The sequence below is a fragment of the Halomonas sp. GFAJ-1 genome (assembly GCF_000236625.2).
In the GTDB taxonomy this organism is placed as follows: Bacteria; Pseudomonadota; Gammaproteobacteria; order Pseudomonadales; family Halomonadaceae; genus Vreelandella.
Genome location: NZ_AHBC01000040.1, coordinates 1 through 17,219, shown reverse-complemented (window position 1 = coordinate 17,219; position 17,219 = coordinate 1). Strand labels below are relative to the sequence as shown.

At 54.6% G+C, this 17,219-nt stretch carries 11 protein-coding genes and 1 CRISPR repeat array; of the genes, 1 reads left to right on the top strand and 10 read right to left on the bottom strand.

What is annotated here, in order from left to right; translation table 11 throughout:
* Window positions 1-8: 8 nt before the first annotated feature.
* Entirely contained in the window at window positions 9-794 is a 786-nt protein-coding gene (locus MOY_RS11285) for a DarT ssDNA thymidine ADP-ribosyltransferase family protein (protein ID WP_009099789.1), read from the bottom strand.
* 91 nt (window positions 795-885) lie between these two features.
* Window positions 886-1,851 carry a CRISPR system precrRNA processing endoribonuclease RAMP protein Cas6 gene (cas6, locus tag MOY_RS11280; protein WP_009099787.1) on the bottom strand — a complete coding sequence of 322 codons (966 nt, stop codon included), beginning with the start codon at window positions 1,849-1,851 and terminating at the stop codon, window positions 886-888.
* A 257-nt stretch (window positions 1,852-2,108) separates the two neighbouring features.
* Between cas6 and MOY_RS11275 the strand changes: the two genes are divergently transcribed.
* Entirely contained in the window at window positions 2,109-5,774 is a 3,666-nt protein-coding gene (locus MOY_RS11275) for a hypothetical protein (protein WP_139029315.1), read from the top strand.
* A gap of 150 nt (window positions 5,775-5,924) precedes the next feature.
* Here MOY_RS11275 and csx16 read toward each other — a convergent pair whose 3' ends face one another.
* The 8 genes from csx16 to csx2 all read right to left on the bottom strand — a co-directional run bounded on the left by csx16 (window position 5,925) and on the right by csx2 (window position 16,460).
* Window positions 5,925-6,218 (bottom strand): CRISPR-associated protein Csx16, encoded by a 294-nt coding sequence (gene csx16, locus MOY_RS11270; RefSeq protein ID WP_009099783.1) that lies wholly within the window; start codon window positions 6,216-6,218, stop codon window positions 5,925-5,927.
* 305 nt (window positions 6,219-6,523) lie between these two features.
* A CRISPR array of direct repeats spans window positions 6,524-7,170; the repeat unit is 36 nt; unit sequence GTCCGGACACTTCCCTGACTTCAAAGGGATTAAGAC.
* An 839-nt stretch (window positions 7,171-8,009) separates the two neighbouring features.
* Complete coding sequence (gene cmr6 / locus MOY_RS16700; protein WP_009099779.1) at window positions 8,010-9,203, bottom strand: type III-B CRISPR module RAMP protein Cmr6; 1,194 nt, start codon at window positions 9,201-9,203, stop codon at window positions 8,010-8,012.
* Window positions 9,203-9,733, bottom strand: a complete 531-nt coding sequence (gene cmr5, locus MOY_RS11260; RefSeq protein WP_009099777.1) for a type III-B CRISPR module-associated protein Cmr5 — start codon at window positions 9,731-9,733, stop codon at window positions 9,203-9,205. Before cmr5 ends, cmr6 begins: the two co-directional genes overlap by 1 nt.
* Window positions 9,720-10,613: a type III-B CRISPR module RAMP protein Cmr4 gene (gene cmr4 / locus MOY_RS11255; RefSeq protein ID WP_009099775.1), complete on the bottom strand. Its 894-nt coding sequence runs from the start codon at window positions 10,611-10,613 to the stop codon at window positions 9,720-9,722. Before cmr4 ends, cmr5 begins: the two co-directional genes overlap by 14 nt.
* Window positions 10,614-10,674: 61 nt before the next feature.
* Window positions 10,675-11,895, bottom strand: a complete 1,221-nt coding sequence (locus MOY_RS11250; RefSeq protein ID WP_009099772.1) for a type III-B CRISPR module-associated Cmr3 family protein — start codon at window positions 11,893-11,895, stop codon at window positions 10,675-10,677.
* Window positions 11,896-11,919: 24 nt separating this feature from the next.
* Window positions 11,920-13,908: a type III-B CRISPR-associated protein Cas10/Cmr2 gene (gene cas10 / locus MOY_RS11245; RefSeq protein WP_009099770.1), complete on the bottom strand. Its 1,989-nt coding sequence runs from the start codon at window positions 13,906-13,908 to the stop codon at window positions 11,920-11,922.
* Complete coding sequence (locus MOY_RS11240; protein WP_009099768.1) at window positions 13,905-15,179, bottom strand: RAMP superfamily CRISPR-associated protein; 1,275 nt, start codon at window positions 15,177-15,179, stop codon at window positions 13,905-13,907. The genes cas10 and MOY_RS11240 overlap by 4 nt, the downstream gene beginning before the upstream one ends.
* Before the next feature lie 54 nt (window positions 15,180-15,233).
* Window positions 15,234-16,460: a TIGR02221 family CRISPR-associated protein gene (csx2, locus tag MOY_RS11235; protein WP_009099766.1), complete on the bottom strand. Its 1,227-nt coding sequence runs from the start codon at window positions 16,458-16,460 to the stop codon at window positions 15,234-15,236.
* Window positions 16,461-17,219: the final 759 nt, after the last annotated feature.

Sequence of the window (17,219 nt, the reverse complement as noted above, 5' to 3'; positions counted from 1 at the left end):
CCTACTCCTTAAAAGAAACGGTGCGGTGAAAATGTCGCCTGAACACCCTGCTGCGCTAACCAAGCAGCGCTTTCCAGTGACGCTGTGTGCACACGCAAAATAAAGCGCGCCGGCAGGCGATTAGGTACGAGCACTTCCGCACAGCGCTTACGTTTGCCATCGGGCACATTGGTCCAATATGTGGCATTTAGTGCATCCCAGTCCAGGAACCGCAAATCCGAAAGGCGCTCGTAAAAACATGTATTTAAGGACGCCGCATTGCCGTCGGTGAAAAGCACGCCTTGTTGCAACCAAGCCGAAATGTCGATTTCCAGCAGGCACAGCGTACGGTTGTAAGCACGACGGCAAAACAGCATAGGATTCTGGGCGCGCAAATATAGCGGTACGTAGTCGTGGAGTGATAGCCCATTGCGGATACCCTTAGCCACACGGTAGTCCTGAACCGTTGCGTCGGAGATATCAACCATAGCCAGCCCTGACTGCTGCATAAGGTGGCGGCTCATAAGGCCCCTGCCTAAAATCGTCGCTACGTTTTCACGGCTTGTTATGTGCCAGAGTGAGCCAATGCCGTAGCGTTGGCTAACGCTTTGCAGATGAGCTTCGGGCGTTAGCGCCAAAGGAGCGTCCGTCTTGCTTGTAGCAGCTAGTGCCGCAGGGGCAAGGGCACTCGTAGGGATACCACTGAAACCAGAAGATCCAAAGCGTACGTTGAACCGTTCACCTACCACGGATTCAATTTCGCCCACTCCCAATTCAGGACGTGCAACGTGAACAACTTTGTGGCCTTTCTGCATGGGCAACTCCTCGACAGCGGATGTGCACACACAGTAAGGCCTATCATTCGTCAACGCTGGGAGCGAAAATTTTTGCGCCTAATCGCGTTGATCAGGCGGCTTCTAACACCAAGTGGTACTGCCCTAAGCCAAAGCTAGTATTCTTACCTAGATGCGTATACTGGCCAAGCAACAGCCAAGGCCACCACTCCTGTAACGCGCCATGTATGCTTAGTGTGCCCGTCACGCCATCTAATCGCATGGCATGTTGCTGCCTTCGCGAGTGTCGCGCCCACCGTTGGCGCTCCAAAGAGAGCGGCTGCAGCCGTAACCCCTGTTTTGAAGGCATGGTTGGTAACGTCATGCTGGCATAATGGCCAAGATACAACGCTAGCTTTCGCCATAAGCTGTTAAAAAACACATCTGCTGTGAGCTGGTGTGGCTCACAGATCCTTCCTTTATGCTGCAAACGCATCGGCGTGATAAGCGCTAATTTCACGCTAGTAGGCACTGGTTCAAGCGCCGACCCCAGGTTGAGCACTGCGTGATGCGCACGTATACGTGGCGCTTGGGTGGGCACCAATGCTGTCTCTCCTGCCTCCCAAACCGTCTCCCAGTGATGGGTAGCGACCTGATAATCGACACTCACTAGGCGCATAGGTGACTGTTGATCACCCAGTCCAGCGCGTGCTGCCAGCTGCCATGCCCACACAATCAGCGGTAGCTCTGCTAGCGCTTTGCCAAATAGCACCATCTCAAACGCCCAGCTATCTCCTACCGACAACGCTTTAGGCTGTGAAAGCGCCGCTTGTACGATATAGGGTGGTGGAATATCCCGCGCCACCTCTCGAACCTTATCCGGTACAGGCTCAAACAACTGAACATAACGGCAACTTGGCCGTACTGGGCATCCCTGACAATCATCACGCCCTGTGCTGCACGCCAAACGGCGCAAGGCATGTCCCCAAGCCCCACGCAGCATGGCACCTGGATACCCCGTCAGCCGAAAAGGCGCTTCAGCACGTAGCGTTAAGCGATAACGCGCTATGGGCATAGCATCAGGAAAAGCGATGGGCATAAGAGCACTCCTTGCATTAACACCTTGAATATATGAAATGACTTCTAGGAATATAGCGTGTAGAGGAGCCATGGTATCGTCAACATATTCTGTTTAAGGTCTCCAAAAGCTCGCACTCCGCCACCGAAAGGACGCACCCTATGGCTGACTCTACAGCTCATCGCAAACCCCTAGTTTATGTTTGTGTGATGTCAAACTACTCATTGCCTAACCTTGAGGCAATCATAACGCGCGAGCCTGAAGAGCTTGTGTTGATCGTGAGCGACTTTGAACCCGCACGCGTGGCCGCTGAGCGTCTCACCAACGTGCTTCATCAGCGCCTACCAGCACTATTAATTCATCGTACCGACCAACTGGTTGATTCAGCTGCATTGCCAGGCGAGCACCCATTAGACGCCCAGCAGTGGGTAGACAAGGTCTTACGCCCTCTTCTCAACGCTTCTGCATTTGCGGATAAGCGCTGCTGGCTAAATATGACCGGCGGCACAAAAGCGCTTTCATTAGCGCTGCTAACCCGACTGACCTGGGACGGAGTCGACTATAAACCTGCCGGCACCAATGAGCTGTTGCACTTTACGCTATCGCCCTGTCAGCCTGAAATCGCACACCTTGAAAGCCCCACTGAAGCCTCCCTTCGCACCCCGCTGCTTGAAGTCGCCGCAATAGATGTCGCACGACTTTACAACACGAATGTCACAGCACGATCAACCGATGAGTCGCCACTGGCTGCTGATATACGGACTACGCTGGCTGGCGAGATATTTAAGGCGCTTGACGATAATGATGCCGCGCTGCTTGCGCTATTTAAACTTTTAAATGAAGTGTGGTATGCAAACAAAAGCGACCCTACCTTTAACGTCGCCGCAGTCACATTAACGGATGCCGAAATAACTTTACTAATAGGACAACCGCTGACTGCTGACATCCAGCAATGGGTAAACGCGTTTGACGCGCTATTACCTGGTCACTTTATGCTGAACACCGGCAGACTCACCTTCCCAGGCAACGGCAAGTTATCCCCACAAGCCAGTACGCTTAAACGATGGCTAACCAGCGAGTGGCTTGAGCAATTATTGTATGACTGGATACAAGAAGGAGGTGTCCCTGCTCACAGCATTGCACTCAACGTGGAAGGTGGTGAAGATAAGCGTAATAGTAGTACACAGCGCGAAGCCGATCTGCTTATTCAACACCATAGCCGTACCCATGTAATAGAGGTCAAAGTAACGGCGCCCCCCACACCCGACATGCGCGCCATCCAAACACAGCTTACTAGCCTTCAAGATCACTTTGGGCGTGCGCAGCTGTTGCTTTTTGTCGGCCCGCAGTTTCGCCGCCAGATAAGTGAAGAGAAGTGGTTGGCTTTTGTTGACCGAGTGACTGCTAGCAAGAGCATTTTATGCACTAACCGCCATGAATTGCTGGCGGCACTAAAGCTATCCGGCCAGCCAATGGAAACTACCCAGCGTCTTGGGGATGCCAATGACGGGGCCGTAGACAAACGCTCTCATTGCGTCGCTCTGGATAAGGCGCCACCCAAGCCACAAACACCTTCACTGGCACCGCAGCGCTCTCCTTCGCGTCATAACCTGCCAGAAACATTGAAACAACACTGCCATAAGGTATTTATCTATACCGCTTGGGGAGAAAACGATCCGGAACGGTGCCGTGATATTGAACAAATCCAACGCGACATTCTTGCCTTGAATCACCCACATGGTTTATCGACGTTTGAGTTGGCTCAGCGCCATGGCCGCCACGCTTATGAATTGCATCAACAGCTTAAGCAAAAACTAGCAACGCACGGAGATGGTGAGAGCGTCAAAGAGTGGCTAAAAACGATCAAACAACATAGCGCGGCTCGCGTTTTTCGACACCTCAGTATCGAACTTGACAAGTGGCGCAAAGATCAGCTGCGCCGTCAACAGCGGCACCAAACAGGCACCCGCACGTTCCGTTCTACTCTAACACCCGTTAAATGGAAGACTGGTAGCCACCACCCAAAAAGCCTCGCCAGCCTTTCACCCGCCTCTCGCTGGGAAATTCTTATTGACGAAACAGGCCGTGAATTTGACAGCACAGCGGAGCCGGCTTCTTTAAAAGAGGTAGGATTGGGCCGTGTTGTCGCTATTGTCAAAGCGCACGACGCCCGCTTACCCCCTATTTCTCCTCACTTTCATGGCAAAGATGAGCCGCCGGAGGCTGTCGACCGGGCTTTGCAGCACTTGATTGATACGCCCCAAGTGGGCATTTTTGGCTTTTCTGTAAAAGACCCTATTGCCTTTGGTAGCTACTGGATGAACCATGTCTCGCAGCTAGTACGCTGGGTGCTATACATGCTACCAGTAGAAGAGAATCAACCGACGCGTGTGGACGTCAGCATTGAGCAACGCAGCGGTTACACGCCCGACCACAACCACCTAAAAGCACTTTCACAAACGTTAGAGGGTGAGTTTAAGGCACTTGATCAGGCGCGCTTTGCCCGTCTTTCACTCAGGTTATCTATTGTGGGCAAAACGCACCCGCAGCTGGCGTATGCAGATGCCGTTGCTTATACCTGGGGAAGCCCGTCAGCCGTTAGCGATGATCGCCTAAAAAAGGCCAAACTGCTAGGGCCATGTCTGCTGCACCCATATGCCGATAATACACTGGCACATCTTTACCAAGCGCTCTCCTACCATGACCAGTTACCACCCGATCAGTGGTACGAATTATGCGGCGCTGCCGAACGTGATGGTCCTTATGGTTTGCTAGAACGATGGCTGACAAGGCTAGGAGAAAAGGTAAAAAAAGAGCGCGGCCATTGGCACAGGCTGCTTAATGAAGTCCAGCAACGATTACGTTACAAAGATACTTCGCTAGTAACCCTTTCAGCGGCACTGGCCTGGCTGGAGCGCTTTATGCCTGCTGATACAACATTGAGTGGTGAGCTGAGGCTAGAGTTTGTCAGCGCTCGGCTGGCGTTGGCTAACCATCATGGCCACGTGGATATGGACGCGCTAAAGACGTTGTTAAAACTCAGCCAACAGCTCGAAGACGAGAATGCGCCAGCGGTGTGTCAGGCGCTGCTGAGAGCAGCGGTTACTACCACTAATCACTTTGAGTTTGGGGTCATGGCTCCTATGCTCAATGAATGGGTTAATAAGCCTATTGCAGTCGCTGGGCGTCTCAATCACGTTAAGCTGCATTCAACACTGGGCCAATTGGCCGCCTTTGAACACCGTTTAAAAGATGCCGATGCGCACTTTACAAAAGCATTGGCGGTTCTGGCACCGCTCTCAGATGCTCAGCAGGCGGCGCGCGAGCATCAGCAAACACGTAGCTATCAAGTAATGGCACGCTTAGATGACACGTCTCGCCCCGCCTTAGAACCGCGAAGCGAACTAGAAGCCCTGCTACTCAGCATCACAAGAAGACAGGATTTGCCAGGGGTGGCAAGGCGTTTCGCTGCAGGCGGAAGCGGCAGCGACGTGTATCTGCATCATTTGCTGCTGCGTGCCTGCCTTGGGTATCCTGATAAGCTGCAAGACGTGATAATAGCTTATCGGGAGCAGTCACATGCTTGGCAGTGGCACACCGGCCATCCGTGGGGGCTGATTCATGCGTATCGTGGTTGGCTGCTGTTGCTGGCAGCCACACCTGATAAAGTGCGAGCTGAACAGCACTTTCATGCGGCGTTGGCTATCTGCTTTGATAGCGCTAGTGGTATCACGTTGCACTGGATGGGCGTAGTGCTTAACGCACTTGCCACCTCCTTGCTACCTGCTTTTCAAGCCAAGGTATCGGCCCCTAAAACACTTAACCAAACGTTAGCCTCAGCCCCACACCAGGCACGTAATAAGCTTGCGCAACTGTCACCACAGGCACCACATGACGCCCGCTATGCTTTATTAGCTGAATGCTTACCCTTTAATTTTCATTAACGCATTAGCCAGAGCTGCCTGCAAGTAAGCCTTCTGCCGCCAGCTCTGGCGACGCATATAACACGTCAGAGAAGTGTTCAGGCTCGCAATCCCCATAGGACCATATGTTAATGTTCTCTGGCGTTTTAGGGACAATAAGGCTGAAAACCCTCACACGATTGGCTGAACTTGATACGCCGTTAACGTAGCGCCAAAGGCTTCCATCTGATCAGGCGTCAGCTCGCACCCCCGCCACTTCCGGGGCAGTTCAAGGCTCAGGTGCCAATACGCAGCTCCTTTTTCACAGACACGAGACGCAAGATTAACTGGCAACGTACCGATTACCGTATCGCCCGGCGCCACACACTCTATATCCAAGTGATCCAACAGCTTTCCGTTAACACCTTTTAAATTCAACCAATCAATAGCGCCTGGGTGACGTGAGATAATCCAAGTTGTTGACATAGCGGCTCCCTCCTTCTGATGCCCTATAGTAACTGAGTCTGCCCTTCGGCAATCTATGCAAAAATTTTTAGTGATTCACATTCAGACCGCACTGTTCTGTAGGTTCAGAGAAAGGTGTAGGTGTAATGTGAAAGACGTTGGCAAGCGCAACTTGCACCACTGCCATATCTGCGGCATGATGATGCTGGCAATGGCTAAAAATTACCTTCACACTTTTAGATAAATAGCAAACTTTTTATGTCAAAAACAGTCATAAAAAATCGCTTCCAACTAATTGATATGAAACGACTATTTTTTAGCCTGCGGTCCGGACACTTCCCTGACTTCAAAGGGATTAAGACTCGACTTCCCAAGCCTTCAACAGGCGGTCTACGTCCGGACACTTCCCTGACTTCAAAGGGATTAAGACTTGCGCCAGCACGGCGCCACCACTGCCGAACCGTCCGGACACTTCCCTGACTTCAAAGGGATTAAGACAGATACTGCTGGACAACTTCAGCCAGTTTATTGTCCGGACACTTCCCTGACTTCAAAGGGATTAAGACACTCTGCATGGTTGGGGTTCCTTGAGGTTGGCGTCCGGACACTTCCCTGACTTCAAAGGGATTAAGACGGGTTGCCTGATTGAAGATGTCAACGTTTTGGTCCGGACACTTCCCTGACTTCGAAGGGATTAAGACCAAGGACGCCATGTTCTGCATCATGACGCCGTGTCCGGACACTTCCCTGACTTCGAAGGGATTAAGACTAGGGGTGACGATATGCCCGGTTCGCCAGTGCGTCCGGACACTTCCCTGACTTCAAAGGGATTAAGACTAGTAGAGTTAAGTATAAGAATAAGCGCATTGTCCGGACACTTCCCTGACTTCGAAGGGATTAAGACCAAGCCATAGCGTACAATGTAACTATCAACGCCGTCCGGACACTTCTCTGACTTCGAAGGGATTAAGACGTACACGCATGCCCTGCACCCCGTCATTCCCGCCAACCCTCTCAGTAATGACAGTGTTGAGGTTGAGTCAGTCCCTGGAACGCACCGACCAACACGACTGGCCAATAATTTTTACGGCCCCTTCACTGCTTGCAAAGAAATTAAGATGAGGTCTTCACGCTCTGGACCGGGAATCAAGGGGTTCAGACCATGGCAATATCGCAGTGACAAAGGAGGTGCACATGGGTGACGTTATCCTGGTAGCGATTTTAGTGCTGGCACTACTGCGCGTTTAAATCAGCGCTTGAGTAGCAGCGAGACAGCAGGTGGTTCATCTTGCTGCTTTACTCGAATATCTATGCTTCGTTAACCTTTTCATGCTGAATGACAAGAAGATTCAGGCCTTTCAACAGCGCCTGTAAAGCCATCACAAAAAAATACCGGAAGATTCTCATTGGGGTTACTTTGCTACCGACTCCTCGGGAGTTGGGCTTTTTCTGTGGTTTGAAACTGTCGCAAATCACTCTGCTGTGGGGGCTGGGTAATATTGGTATTGCGGCAGCCAACAAGGCCATTGCGATGAAGTTTTCGCAACAATGAAAAACGCCGGTCGCTGCCGACAAGAGGCGGGATTATTCGCATCTGGTCGGTATTTCCGTTTCTACCATGGCGATATGGCTACAAGAAGAATCCGAGACACCAAAAACGCTGATAGAAGGTTTTAATCACGCCGGTTATGCCTGGCGGGAAGCCGTTAGCATGGTCAATAAGGCTCGCGCCATGGTAAGGGATTTCAAATAGATGAGAAAAGCCCACTGACCTGACGGTTGGCGGGCTTTTTGCGTTGCTGGAAGCCTTGCTTACAGCTCGCGTTTAAGCACCTCACGGATGATGCGTTTGGCCTCCTTCTCCTTGTTTTTGAGCCTGTATTGCTTCATGAACCTGCGCACTTCGGTGATCAGCTCATCCTGCTCAGGCTGGGGCCAGTCCACCGCACCTTCCAATGTCGTCAACAGTTCTCGGTGAAACTCCCCGCCGCTGCCTGCGTTCTGGTTAGCCGGTACGTCCATGCCTTTTTTCAGTGCCTCAAGGGTACGCTGCTCCGGCGATAGTTGCGCTAGGGCGGCCTGCTCGGCCTGGGCCTGACGGTCGGCTTCGTAGTCCTTGAGGCGCCTGTCGGCCTTACGCTGATTATCTTCGTCCAGCGCCACAAAGGTGCCATAACCGGCAGCGGTCTTGGCCCCTGCGCCCAAGTGTTCAAGGGCATCGCTCAAGGCCTGGCTGGCCAGTTCTGCCAATGCCTTGGCCTCTTCGCGCTGATCATCCGTCATTCCCGGGCGCAGGCGCGGGGCCACGGCAAAACGCATTACCACCTTGGTCGCCGCCAAGAATACCACCGGGTTAGGGGCATGCCAGTCGGCAGGGGTGTTGGCTGCGCTGCCCGGCTGTTTGTCGCCGCTCTCATACCATTTGCCCATGTGCGGCGTCATGGTATCAATCATCAGGGTGACAGGCTCAACCGGCAGGGCATCAAAGAAAATCACCTCACCGCTGATCAACTCGGGCTCATCCGCGAAGGTGCGCGCCTCGCGAGGGTCTTTGTCATCGCTGCCGAACAGGCGCTTGCGAACCTGGGCATCGTAGCCATTAAGTTCCAGCCAGGCGCGGGTAATGCCTTTTACGGCACTACCGGGCAGGTAAGGGACTCCTAGCACAGAGTGCCAGGTCAGGCCATTTTCCACCGGGTGCGGGTTGCCAAGCCCGGTCAAAAAGTGCCAGCTGGACTGGCGTTCAATCGCCAGCCCACCCTGCTGCTGGGCAATCGAGGCCAGAGCATTAGCCTGCTGTTGCAGCGCGTTGACATCTCCCACCTGACACTGGTGTTCGTTTTCACCGTGCCCCAACAAGGATTGGAGAAAATCGCGCTTGGCGGTGGCGTCAACCTGCCAGTCCGGCTGGTAGCGGTTGTAAAAGCGCTCGAACCATAGGCCCGGGTGGCCAGTACCGCGTGTGCGCGGTGGTGTATGGTGCTCATCCTTATATAACGGCTGCATCAGGTCTCCTCGCGTGGCTCGCTATCTTCCTTGACGATCAGGCCTTCACAGAAGCGTTTGACCCACTGCAGCAGCGCCTGGGTTTCGGCCTGGGCCTGGCGGTAGGCTTGCTGGTCGGCGCTTGTTATAGCTGTCAGCAAACGCGGTTCAGCCGCGCCAACCCCACGGTAAGGGGAGTGAGGACTCTTCTCGCACAGCCAGCGCTCCAACAGGGCGTAGACCTCGCCACAGGCGGGCAGTTTGCCACTTTTTCCCTTGGCGTAATAAAAGGCAATCGCCTGGCCAAAGCCGTTGACCTGGAGCATACCGGGCAAACGGCGCACCTGGCTTTTGAACTCCTTGCTCTCGATGGACGGATTGGCGATAGCATCCTGTACCGCCTGCAAGGCAAAGTTGGCACGCTGCTGGGTCATCAGCTGTGGGGTGTTTTTTCCAGTCTGCGGCTGGCTTGACGGTTGTGTCTGTTTTTTTGCTACCTCAGCAACACTTGCCATCTCGTGAGGCTGCTTTTTCTTTTTATACTTGGCCATAACGCACCTCCTGTACCTGGCACCAGCCCATGCCTACGGTTTCGTTGCCACCGACCTGCAGCCAGGCCTGCCCTACTGGGAATAATGTACCCAGCAAATCGTTCAACATGGCGTCGGGTGCCTCCTCATCCTTGGTATTGCGCGAAGGCTGAGCCGTCAGTGTCCAGTAGAACAGCGTATCCGGCGAAATATTCTCTTCGTACCAAAGTGCCCCGTCCGCGACAGTCTTGGTGTCATTCTTGATGCGGATATGCGGCTGCACCGGAATCGCGCTGCGGCAAAGATGACGGAAACTGTCGTCGTCCACCAACGTCAGCTGGCTAGCAAGTTCCTCCTCGCGATCAGCGTCCACCAGCACGGCAATCAACTCGGCTAGCGTATTCAGAGTATCCTCCACCCGGGGCGTAAAGCTGAATTCTTCCAGATAAAGCGCCTGGTTCGCCACGGCGCGTGCCACCAGAGCTTCACCTTCAGCCACCGCTGGAAGCGTTGGTGCGTCCATCACATGGCCACAGCGCTGGGCATCACGCAGGCAACGGCGCAAAAGTGCAGGGCAGGTGACCCAGCGGTAATGACCGGTCAGCGAGCGTATCGGCAACAGCAGCAGCCGTGCATCACTGACCAGCAGGTTACCGGCGTGCTCCGAGGCATTGGCAGCATCTGGACCGAACAGGGTCGTGATGCGTTGCTCATTCAGGCCGCCATGAGTTTCGGCAGCGGCACGCAGCGCCCCTTTCATGGAAGAGCCGAACACGCAGGGCCAATCCGTGTGAGCTTCACGCTGAATAGGCAGATCAATCACTTCGGTGGCGCTGCCTGCGCCGGCGTGTAGGGGGGTCTGGGTCATCAGCCCGATCAAACGGTGTGCCATTGCTACCATGAGTATCTCCTTTAAATGCTTGGTCTATCCATTTCTTACTGGCTATTTCAATACTTTCTTGTCAGTACAGGCCTACCAGACAATGGCCCCTGCCCCAATCCGGTTCTCCGCCAATAAACCTGCCGTGCAGGGCGTCCACCACCTGCTGCCAAGGAGTATCATCCAGGCATTGGCAGAACACCACGCTGCCCGGTGGCAGGTAGCTACGCACGGCTTTCGGGCGGTGGTTCTGCTGATCCCAGCCGCCTTCGCGGTAAGCCCGAGGGCGGCAATTAGCGATAATCTGCAACGGGATACCGTTCAACTCCCCTTCCCACACATCCTGTGATGCGTTGCCTACCGTTACCCGTTTGTCTTTAAAGCCAGGCAAGCCAGCATCTGCATCCAGCGTGGCCAACGGTAACGGGCTGGTCAGCCAGAGCGCCAGCTGCTGGGTTTGTGCTGGGGTGCCAGCGGCTGGAAGGGCCATGCGGACTTCCCGAGTGACAGTTACTTCAGCCATTCGGCCTTCACCCCCCAGGCGCAGGGTCTGCGGGTGAGCGGTGGCAGTGCCTAGCAAAGCATCAGGCACACCGCGTAGCCATAGCTCCACCGTGACATCGCGGGTAAAGCGCAGGTGGCGGGTCTGGTAGAGCTGCCCCTTGACCACGGTGGCGCTTTGGTTGTTACGGGCAATGCCCAGGCGTGGCTCGCTGGCCACCAGGTCATCCAGTGTCCAGATATCCGAGGGCAACGGCACCTTTCCGGCCAGCCAAGCACTGGCCCCGGCATCAGTGAGCCAGGCATCTTCCAGCACCTTGCTGCCCGGCGGCGGTTTAGGTGCCGCAGGGTCGGCCTCTGGCAGTGCCACATGGCCCAGATCGGTATATTCCACCTTGCCCGGCACCAGACGTGTGATAGTCAGCTTAGGCGTATCCTCACGCTTATCAGCGGCTTTTTTTCCCTGCAGCAGGTTGGCAGGGCAAGGCCATAGCCTCTGCCATTTCCCCTTGTTATCCCGGGCACGTAGCTGCATGCCCACCAGTGACAGCTGCCCGGGAGAGTCGGCATCCCCCAGCCAGGCGTGTTCCGGGTTACCGGCAAATGCCTTCCAGTTCACGCCCTGCTGATCACCCAGCCAGGTGCGCACCGCCCCAAACAGTGTGCGCACCGGCGGAGGAAAGACGCTGTTCAGCTCGCTTACCCCCACCGCATCGTGGGCTCGGGTCTCGCGGAAGAACCAGGAATCGACCGCCTGAAAACGCCAGCAACTTAGTTGGTCGCGGCTAGTGGGTTCCGTCATGATTGTCTCCTTGAAAGCGGACGGTTAGCGGTCACGGTCGATATGGCCTTCACGGGCCAGAAAACGCAGCACCTTGAAGGTATCGCCCATTAGTGCAGGCGTGGTGGCAAAAGTGGCGGTACCGGTTGCGGCATCAAAATCCCTGACCGTTGTACGGGCCTGCCTCAACAGCCGTTCAATCAGCTTATCCAGTGCCTGGCTGTTGAAGCTGGTATTGAGCTCCAGCCCAGAGTGGAGCATCTCGGCACGCACCAGTTGGCGTAGCAAATTGTGCGCTTCGGCGTCGTCCTTTTCCGCCAGCCAGCCGAGCTGCTCACCAAGGGCCTTGATCCGGAATAGGAAACCATGGGTAAAGCGGGCGTTGTCCTGCTCGCGCAGGGTAGCCGCAAGCTGCTCGATGACCACAGCGTTATTGTCCAGTGCCGTTTCCCAGGGCACCGACCAAGTGGCATGCACCCCGCCTGGCTGCCACACACGCACGGCCAGGGCATCGCGGCCGGTGGTGTCCTTGGCGATATCATCGAGTACATGGTGAGCATCCATTAACACGCTGACCAGAGGACGCTTGATATGACAGAACAGCGCCGCCCCAGAAAGGCTGGCGGGAATAGTTAGGCCTTTTTCTTTAGCCGCTTCGTTAAAGCAGCCGATATAACGCTGGCGTAGCTCAGCTGCGCACGTCAAAGCTGTAGTCACCGGCAGTAGCGCCAGCACATCGTCTCCCCCGGCGTAGACCAGAAAGCCGTGATGGTCTTGGACGATATCCGGCACAGCCTTGGTAAAGGCATTCAGCGCTTCAGAAATCGGCGCCTGTTTGGCAGGCTCGCTGAGCTGGCTGCCCAGGCTGTCGCCATCCATCAGCAGAATGGTATAAAAGGGAGCAGGCTCGCCTTTCCCGCCCAGGCGGCGGATTCCTGCTAACCCATCAAGCAGTTTCTGGCGCTGACTATCCTCCACCTCGCTATCGGCAAAGCGCCGAGGGTTTTCCAGTACGCTGGAGAAGAAAATGGAGGGGTCAACACCCGCCTGATCGGGGCGCAACCCCGCCTGCACAAAGTCTTGCTTCAGGCCGGGTAGCAGGGAGTCATGCTCCGGGTCACCCAGCAGGTCATGGCCACGGGCCAGTTGGTTGCTGAGGGCATCACGCAGTTCATCATCGGTTTGCGCTTCTTGCAGCATGGACTGCAGCCAGGGCCAGGCCGCCAAGTGCATTACGGACGGCACACTGACCGGTAGTTGCCAGCCTTTCAAGGTAAAGCTTGGCTCAGCGGGCAGGCTCCACTCAAACTCGGCAAAATGGCGGGCAAAGCGGCGCTTGATAAAAGCCAGGGTGGAGAGCACTTCACCTTCTCGCAGATCGGTCTGCATGTCACCGCGCAGCGGTTCCCAGAACGCATCCAGCGTTTTGCGATCAGGCCCGGACGCACCGGACAACTCCTGCTGGTCGGCCATCATCATGCAGGTGACCCCGCCTTCTTCGGCCGGCCAGTGGTTACGCCAGTTTTTGCGCCTATCCAGCAGCTGGGCGTTGGCCTCGTCGGCGGTCAACACCCAGCTCACCTCCCAGAAGCTGGCAAGCTGGCGCTCCCAGATGGCCCGCGTGGTACGGTACTGTCTATCGCCCATGGCACGTAGCGGCACTTCCAGGTCTTGTTGCCAGATATGTTCGGCTAGGGCAACCCAGGCAGCCTTTAAAGCATCGGTAACTTTTTCTGGTTCAAAGCCTGCCTCCACTTTGGCCTCGATAGCCTTGAAGCGGTTGGGCAGGCTACCTTGCCTGGGCAACCCTTGGGAAGTATTGCCATGCATGGCGTTGAGAAACCCGTTATCAGGCGCAGGAAAGTTAATCTTGCCTTTTTGTGCGGTCACAGCGTGCATGGCCACGCCTGCCATCCAGGAAAGCAGAAAGGAGCCCGCCCAGAAATCCCGGGTGCGCCGTGCTTGGGCGACAAAGCCCTGCACCGGCCCCAGCGTCAGGTGGAAAAACTGTTCATTATTGACTGGCTGGCTCATCCCTGTGCCTCCTGAGTGTTAGGGGTTAACGGGGAGATCAGTGTCTGGCGTTGAGAGAAACGGTCCAGATAGCCATGCAGCACAGACCAGTCGATGTCGTCTGAGGTCAAGCGATACTCGGATTTACGCCTTGAACCCGCTTTTAACCGGGCATTATCAGGCGGCAGGAAAACCGCTGGCATTACGCTAGCCACCCCAAGCACCTCGCCTTCAGGCAACTGATGTACATGGAGCAACAACGGCGAGGCACGACGGTCACCCAGGGCGGCGGAAAGCTCGTACCCTTTTTTGACGCTTGAGAAGAAATAGTTATGCGGCAAGCCGAACACCGTGCGCCTTGGTGCTTGTTTAAGAGTATCGGTATTGATGGCATGGAGTACCAGGTCATGGTCATCGGCAAAATTCTGTTCTGCTGGCTGACGATTAACTTCCTTATTGCGACCATAAGACCGATACATCTGCATTTCATGACCAAGGGTTTCCAGCACTTTGTCAGGGCTTTTGCCTTCCAATGCAATGTCCACCCGGCTGACCGAAGAAAACGCCGTAAACGGAGGCAGCTTGCCATCCTGGCCTTGCAATGGTGCTAGCAACGTTTCTAGGAGAGTTTCATAGTCGGTACGATTCTGAGGTGCCTGATACTGCCCTCCTTCCAAAGATTGCAAGCTTACCGAACCAAGCCCTTTACGGGCGCGAGCACCCAGCCCGCCCAACAGACCCCAGCACAGCAGGGCTTCTTCCAAGCTCTGCCATAGAGCCTCTGTCACGGGCTGGCCACCGGGTTTGGCCGTCAGTTCCAGCGTGAACCGTTTGTCTTGTTGCAGTGGGTCACGATTTAGCTTGCCTTTATATAACCCTTGCCCCAACAGGTACTGCATCGAAGCAGACGGCCGGAAATCAGGGTCTGCTTTGACTTCCGGCTGAGTAACACTGATCCGAAAACGCCCTTGCCCACCGGACTCTTTGTCTTGATGCTCATGTTGATCATCATGGTTTTGAGCAACCTTGTGCCCGGCAGCCAGACCAAACAGGGCTGCTTCCCGGGTATGCAGGTCTGCCAGCGCCGTGCCAACGTGACTATGGCGCTGATAGAGCCTCGGCCATTGCAGTGCCCGCCACCAGAAGCGCAGTGCGCCTTTGATGGAGGGTGGACGAATGGACGTGGCTTTCTGCCCGCCATCCCCCAGAAACATAGGCGTGGTAATCAGCATTTCAGCTTTAAGCAACTGCGGCACGCCGGGTAGCGCTGGAAAGCGCGTGGGTGGTGACATTCAGGCTCCTCCTTGATATTTATTCAGTGACAGGCGAGTGGTGATGGGGATCACTCACCCCTGCTTGATCTCGCTGATCAGCTGCTTGATAGTGTTTTTCAAGCTGCTTTCATCCTGCTGCTGGCGAGCCAGTTTTTTATCCGTGTTGCGCAAACCGTGTACCAGCGTATTACGCAGCTTTTTAAGTGTTCTGAAAGCGGTTGGCAGATCATCCCCGCGGGAAACCTCGTCGCGGTGGTCAAAATCATTCGGGTTGCCGCGCTCCAGGTCAATACGCTTGCTGATGTAGCCTTCCTGGGCGTAAATCACGGCGCGAAGATAGTCACCACGGCCCAGGTATTCCTCAGCTAATCGAAGTTCTGCGTTGCCTCGGCTGGAAACAGAGGCCCAGTCAGTGCGCTCCCTCAGAGCAGGGGCAAAGAGTTCCGCCAGCGGTTCGGCCTCAGCATCAAAGGTGTACTGGCGCAGCGGTGTCAGTTTTTGTTTGGCCTGGGAGGCGTTGGTGACACGTTCAAAGAAAGCCGCCTGACGGATTGACGCACAGACATCCTGGGCAACGCCATCCTGTTCCAGCAAACCAGCAAAGACACCGTAATCGCCATCCTTGTCGAAACTGTTCAGGGCCTGAACCCAGTTGAGCACATCGAGCATGCCGTCCAGCCGCAGTACGGGGGCCACCCCCTCTTTCATGCGGTCGAATGCCCCGTAGTAGATGGCCTCCAGCTGTGTCTGGCGCAGGCTGGCAAAGTACTGGGCCGCCACCAGGGCCAGCATGGGGTGATAGCGCAGGCCATGGGTCACGTCGATGGATAGACGCTCTTCGGGATGAATCACGTCATCCAGGGCTTTCAGGTAACGAGCGGTATCCTGACGAGGATTCTCTTCTACATAAGGGACAAGCTGGCAGGTCACTGATAAGTTAAGCCAGTGGCTCAGAAAGGCACTGAGTGTTTCCAGCAGCGTGGCACTCATGGCATCGGCTTTTTCAAGCGCCAGCAGGTCATCCATCAAAGCCCAGGCGTGCTCATCATCGGCGGGGCAGATCTCACGGTTCATACATACGCCTACCGCCGAAGACCATGCACTGCCTGTGGTACCCAACATAATCACACGATTTGGCTTGACGCGATCAATCAGCCCGAAACCAATCATAGGCGTTTCAAAGGTATGACCATCGAGTGAATATTTGGCATCAACATAGTCACGCACTTGGCTGGGGCCATCTGTTACCCCATGGGGCAGGCGGGGTTTGCCAAGATGGGTGACAAGAACATGTGACATTGAAAACCTCCCTGTTATGGTAATTTTAATGCTTACTTTGAATCTATCTATTGAGTGTGCACTACCATGCACTAAAGGTTGGGCACAATGCTTACATAGACTTGTACAGAACTACCCATATAGCGTGGGCTTCTTCAAATCAACACATTATCGACCTACTACATGCCTTATACTTAATAAGCACTAGGCGGACGCCTGTTCGTGGCAAAAACAGTCGGGGTAACTTTCTCATATTTGACAACATGATAGCAGCCAGCACTCACATTCATACTAATTCTTATTTGCATGCGTAGCTTATAAAAACACACTTTCTTAGGGTAAAAAAACCTGTAGGCTTTTGATAAATTTTACACAGTGCAATGCGAAGCAAAAGAGCATGAATATCGGGCCTTAGAGGGCTAGTCCCCATTATCCCGACATAACACAACTGCGTAGCGCATGTTTCTCATAATAATAGGCGCACTGTGTCTGCTATACAGGATCAGCAAGGAGAGCGACGCAACATTCAACATGATTCTATCCTTTAGAAATACCTGGCTCCAGAATCATACGAAGAATTTAGTACCAGGCACCTAGCAAAAATTTTCGCTAAATTCTGAACCGCCCCGGCTTTACCGGAGACTCCATATCTTGAGAGGATGGAGTTATGAACTCACCAAAACGATATTCCCCAGAAGTCCGGGAGCGAGCTGTTCGATTAGTCCTTGAACAGCAAGGCGAATACCCGTCCAAGTGGGCGGCGATCTGCTCCATTGCCAG

Coding starts and splice junctions, on each gene's coding strand:
- MOY_RS11285 (WP_009099789.1), bottom strand. CDS start 794: ATGCAGAAAGGCCACAAAGTTGTTCACGTTGCACGTCCTGAATTGGGA.
- cas6 (WP_009099787.1), bottom strand. CDS start 1,851: ATGCCCATCGCTTTTCCTGATGCTATGCCCATAGCGCGTTATCGCTTA.
- csx16 (WP_009099783.1), bottom strand. CDS start 6,218: ATGTCAACAACTTGGATTATCTCACGTCACCCAGGCGCTATTGATTGG.
- cmr6 (WP_009099779.1), bottom strand. CDS start 9,203: ATGCAGCCGTTATATAAGGATGAGCACCATACACCACCGCGCACACGC.
- cmr5 (WP_009099777.1), bottom strand. CDS start 9,733: ATGGCCAAGTATAAAAAGAAAAAGCAGCCTCACGAGATGGCAAGTGTT.
- cmr4 (WP_009099775.1), bottom strand. CDS start 10,613: ATGGTAGCAATGGCACACCGTTTGATCGGGCTGATGACCCAGACCCCC.
- MOY_RS11250 (WP_009099772.1), bottom strand. CDS start 11,895: ATGACGGAACCCACTAGCCGCGACCAACTAAGTTGCTGGCGTTTTCAG.
- cas10 (WP_009099770.1), bottom strand. CDS start 13,908: ATGAGCCAGCCAGTCAATAATGAACAGTTTTTCCACCTGACGCTGGGG.
- MOY_RS11240 (WP_009099768.1), bottom strand. CDS start 15,179: ATGTCACCACCCACGCGCTTTCCAGCGCTACCCGGCGTGCCGCAGTTG.
- csx2 (WP_009099766.1), bottom strand. CDS start 16,460: ATGTCACATGTTCTTGTCACCCATCTTGGCAAACCCCGCCTGCCCCAT.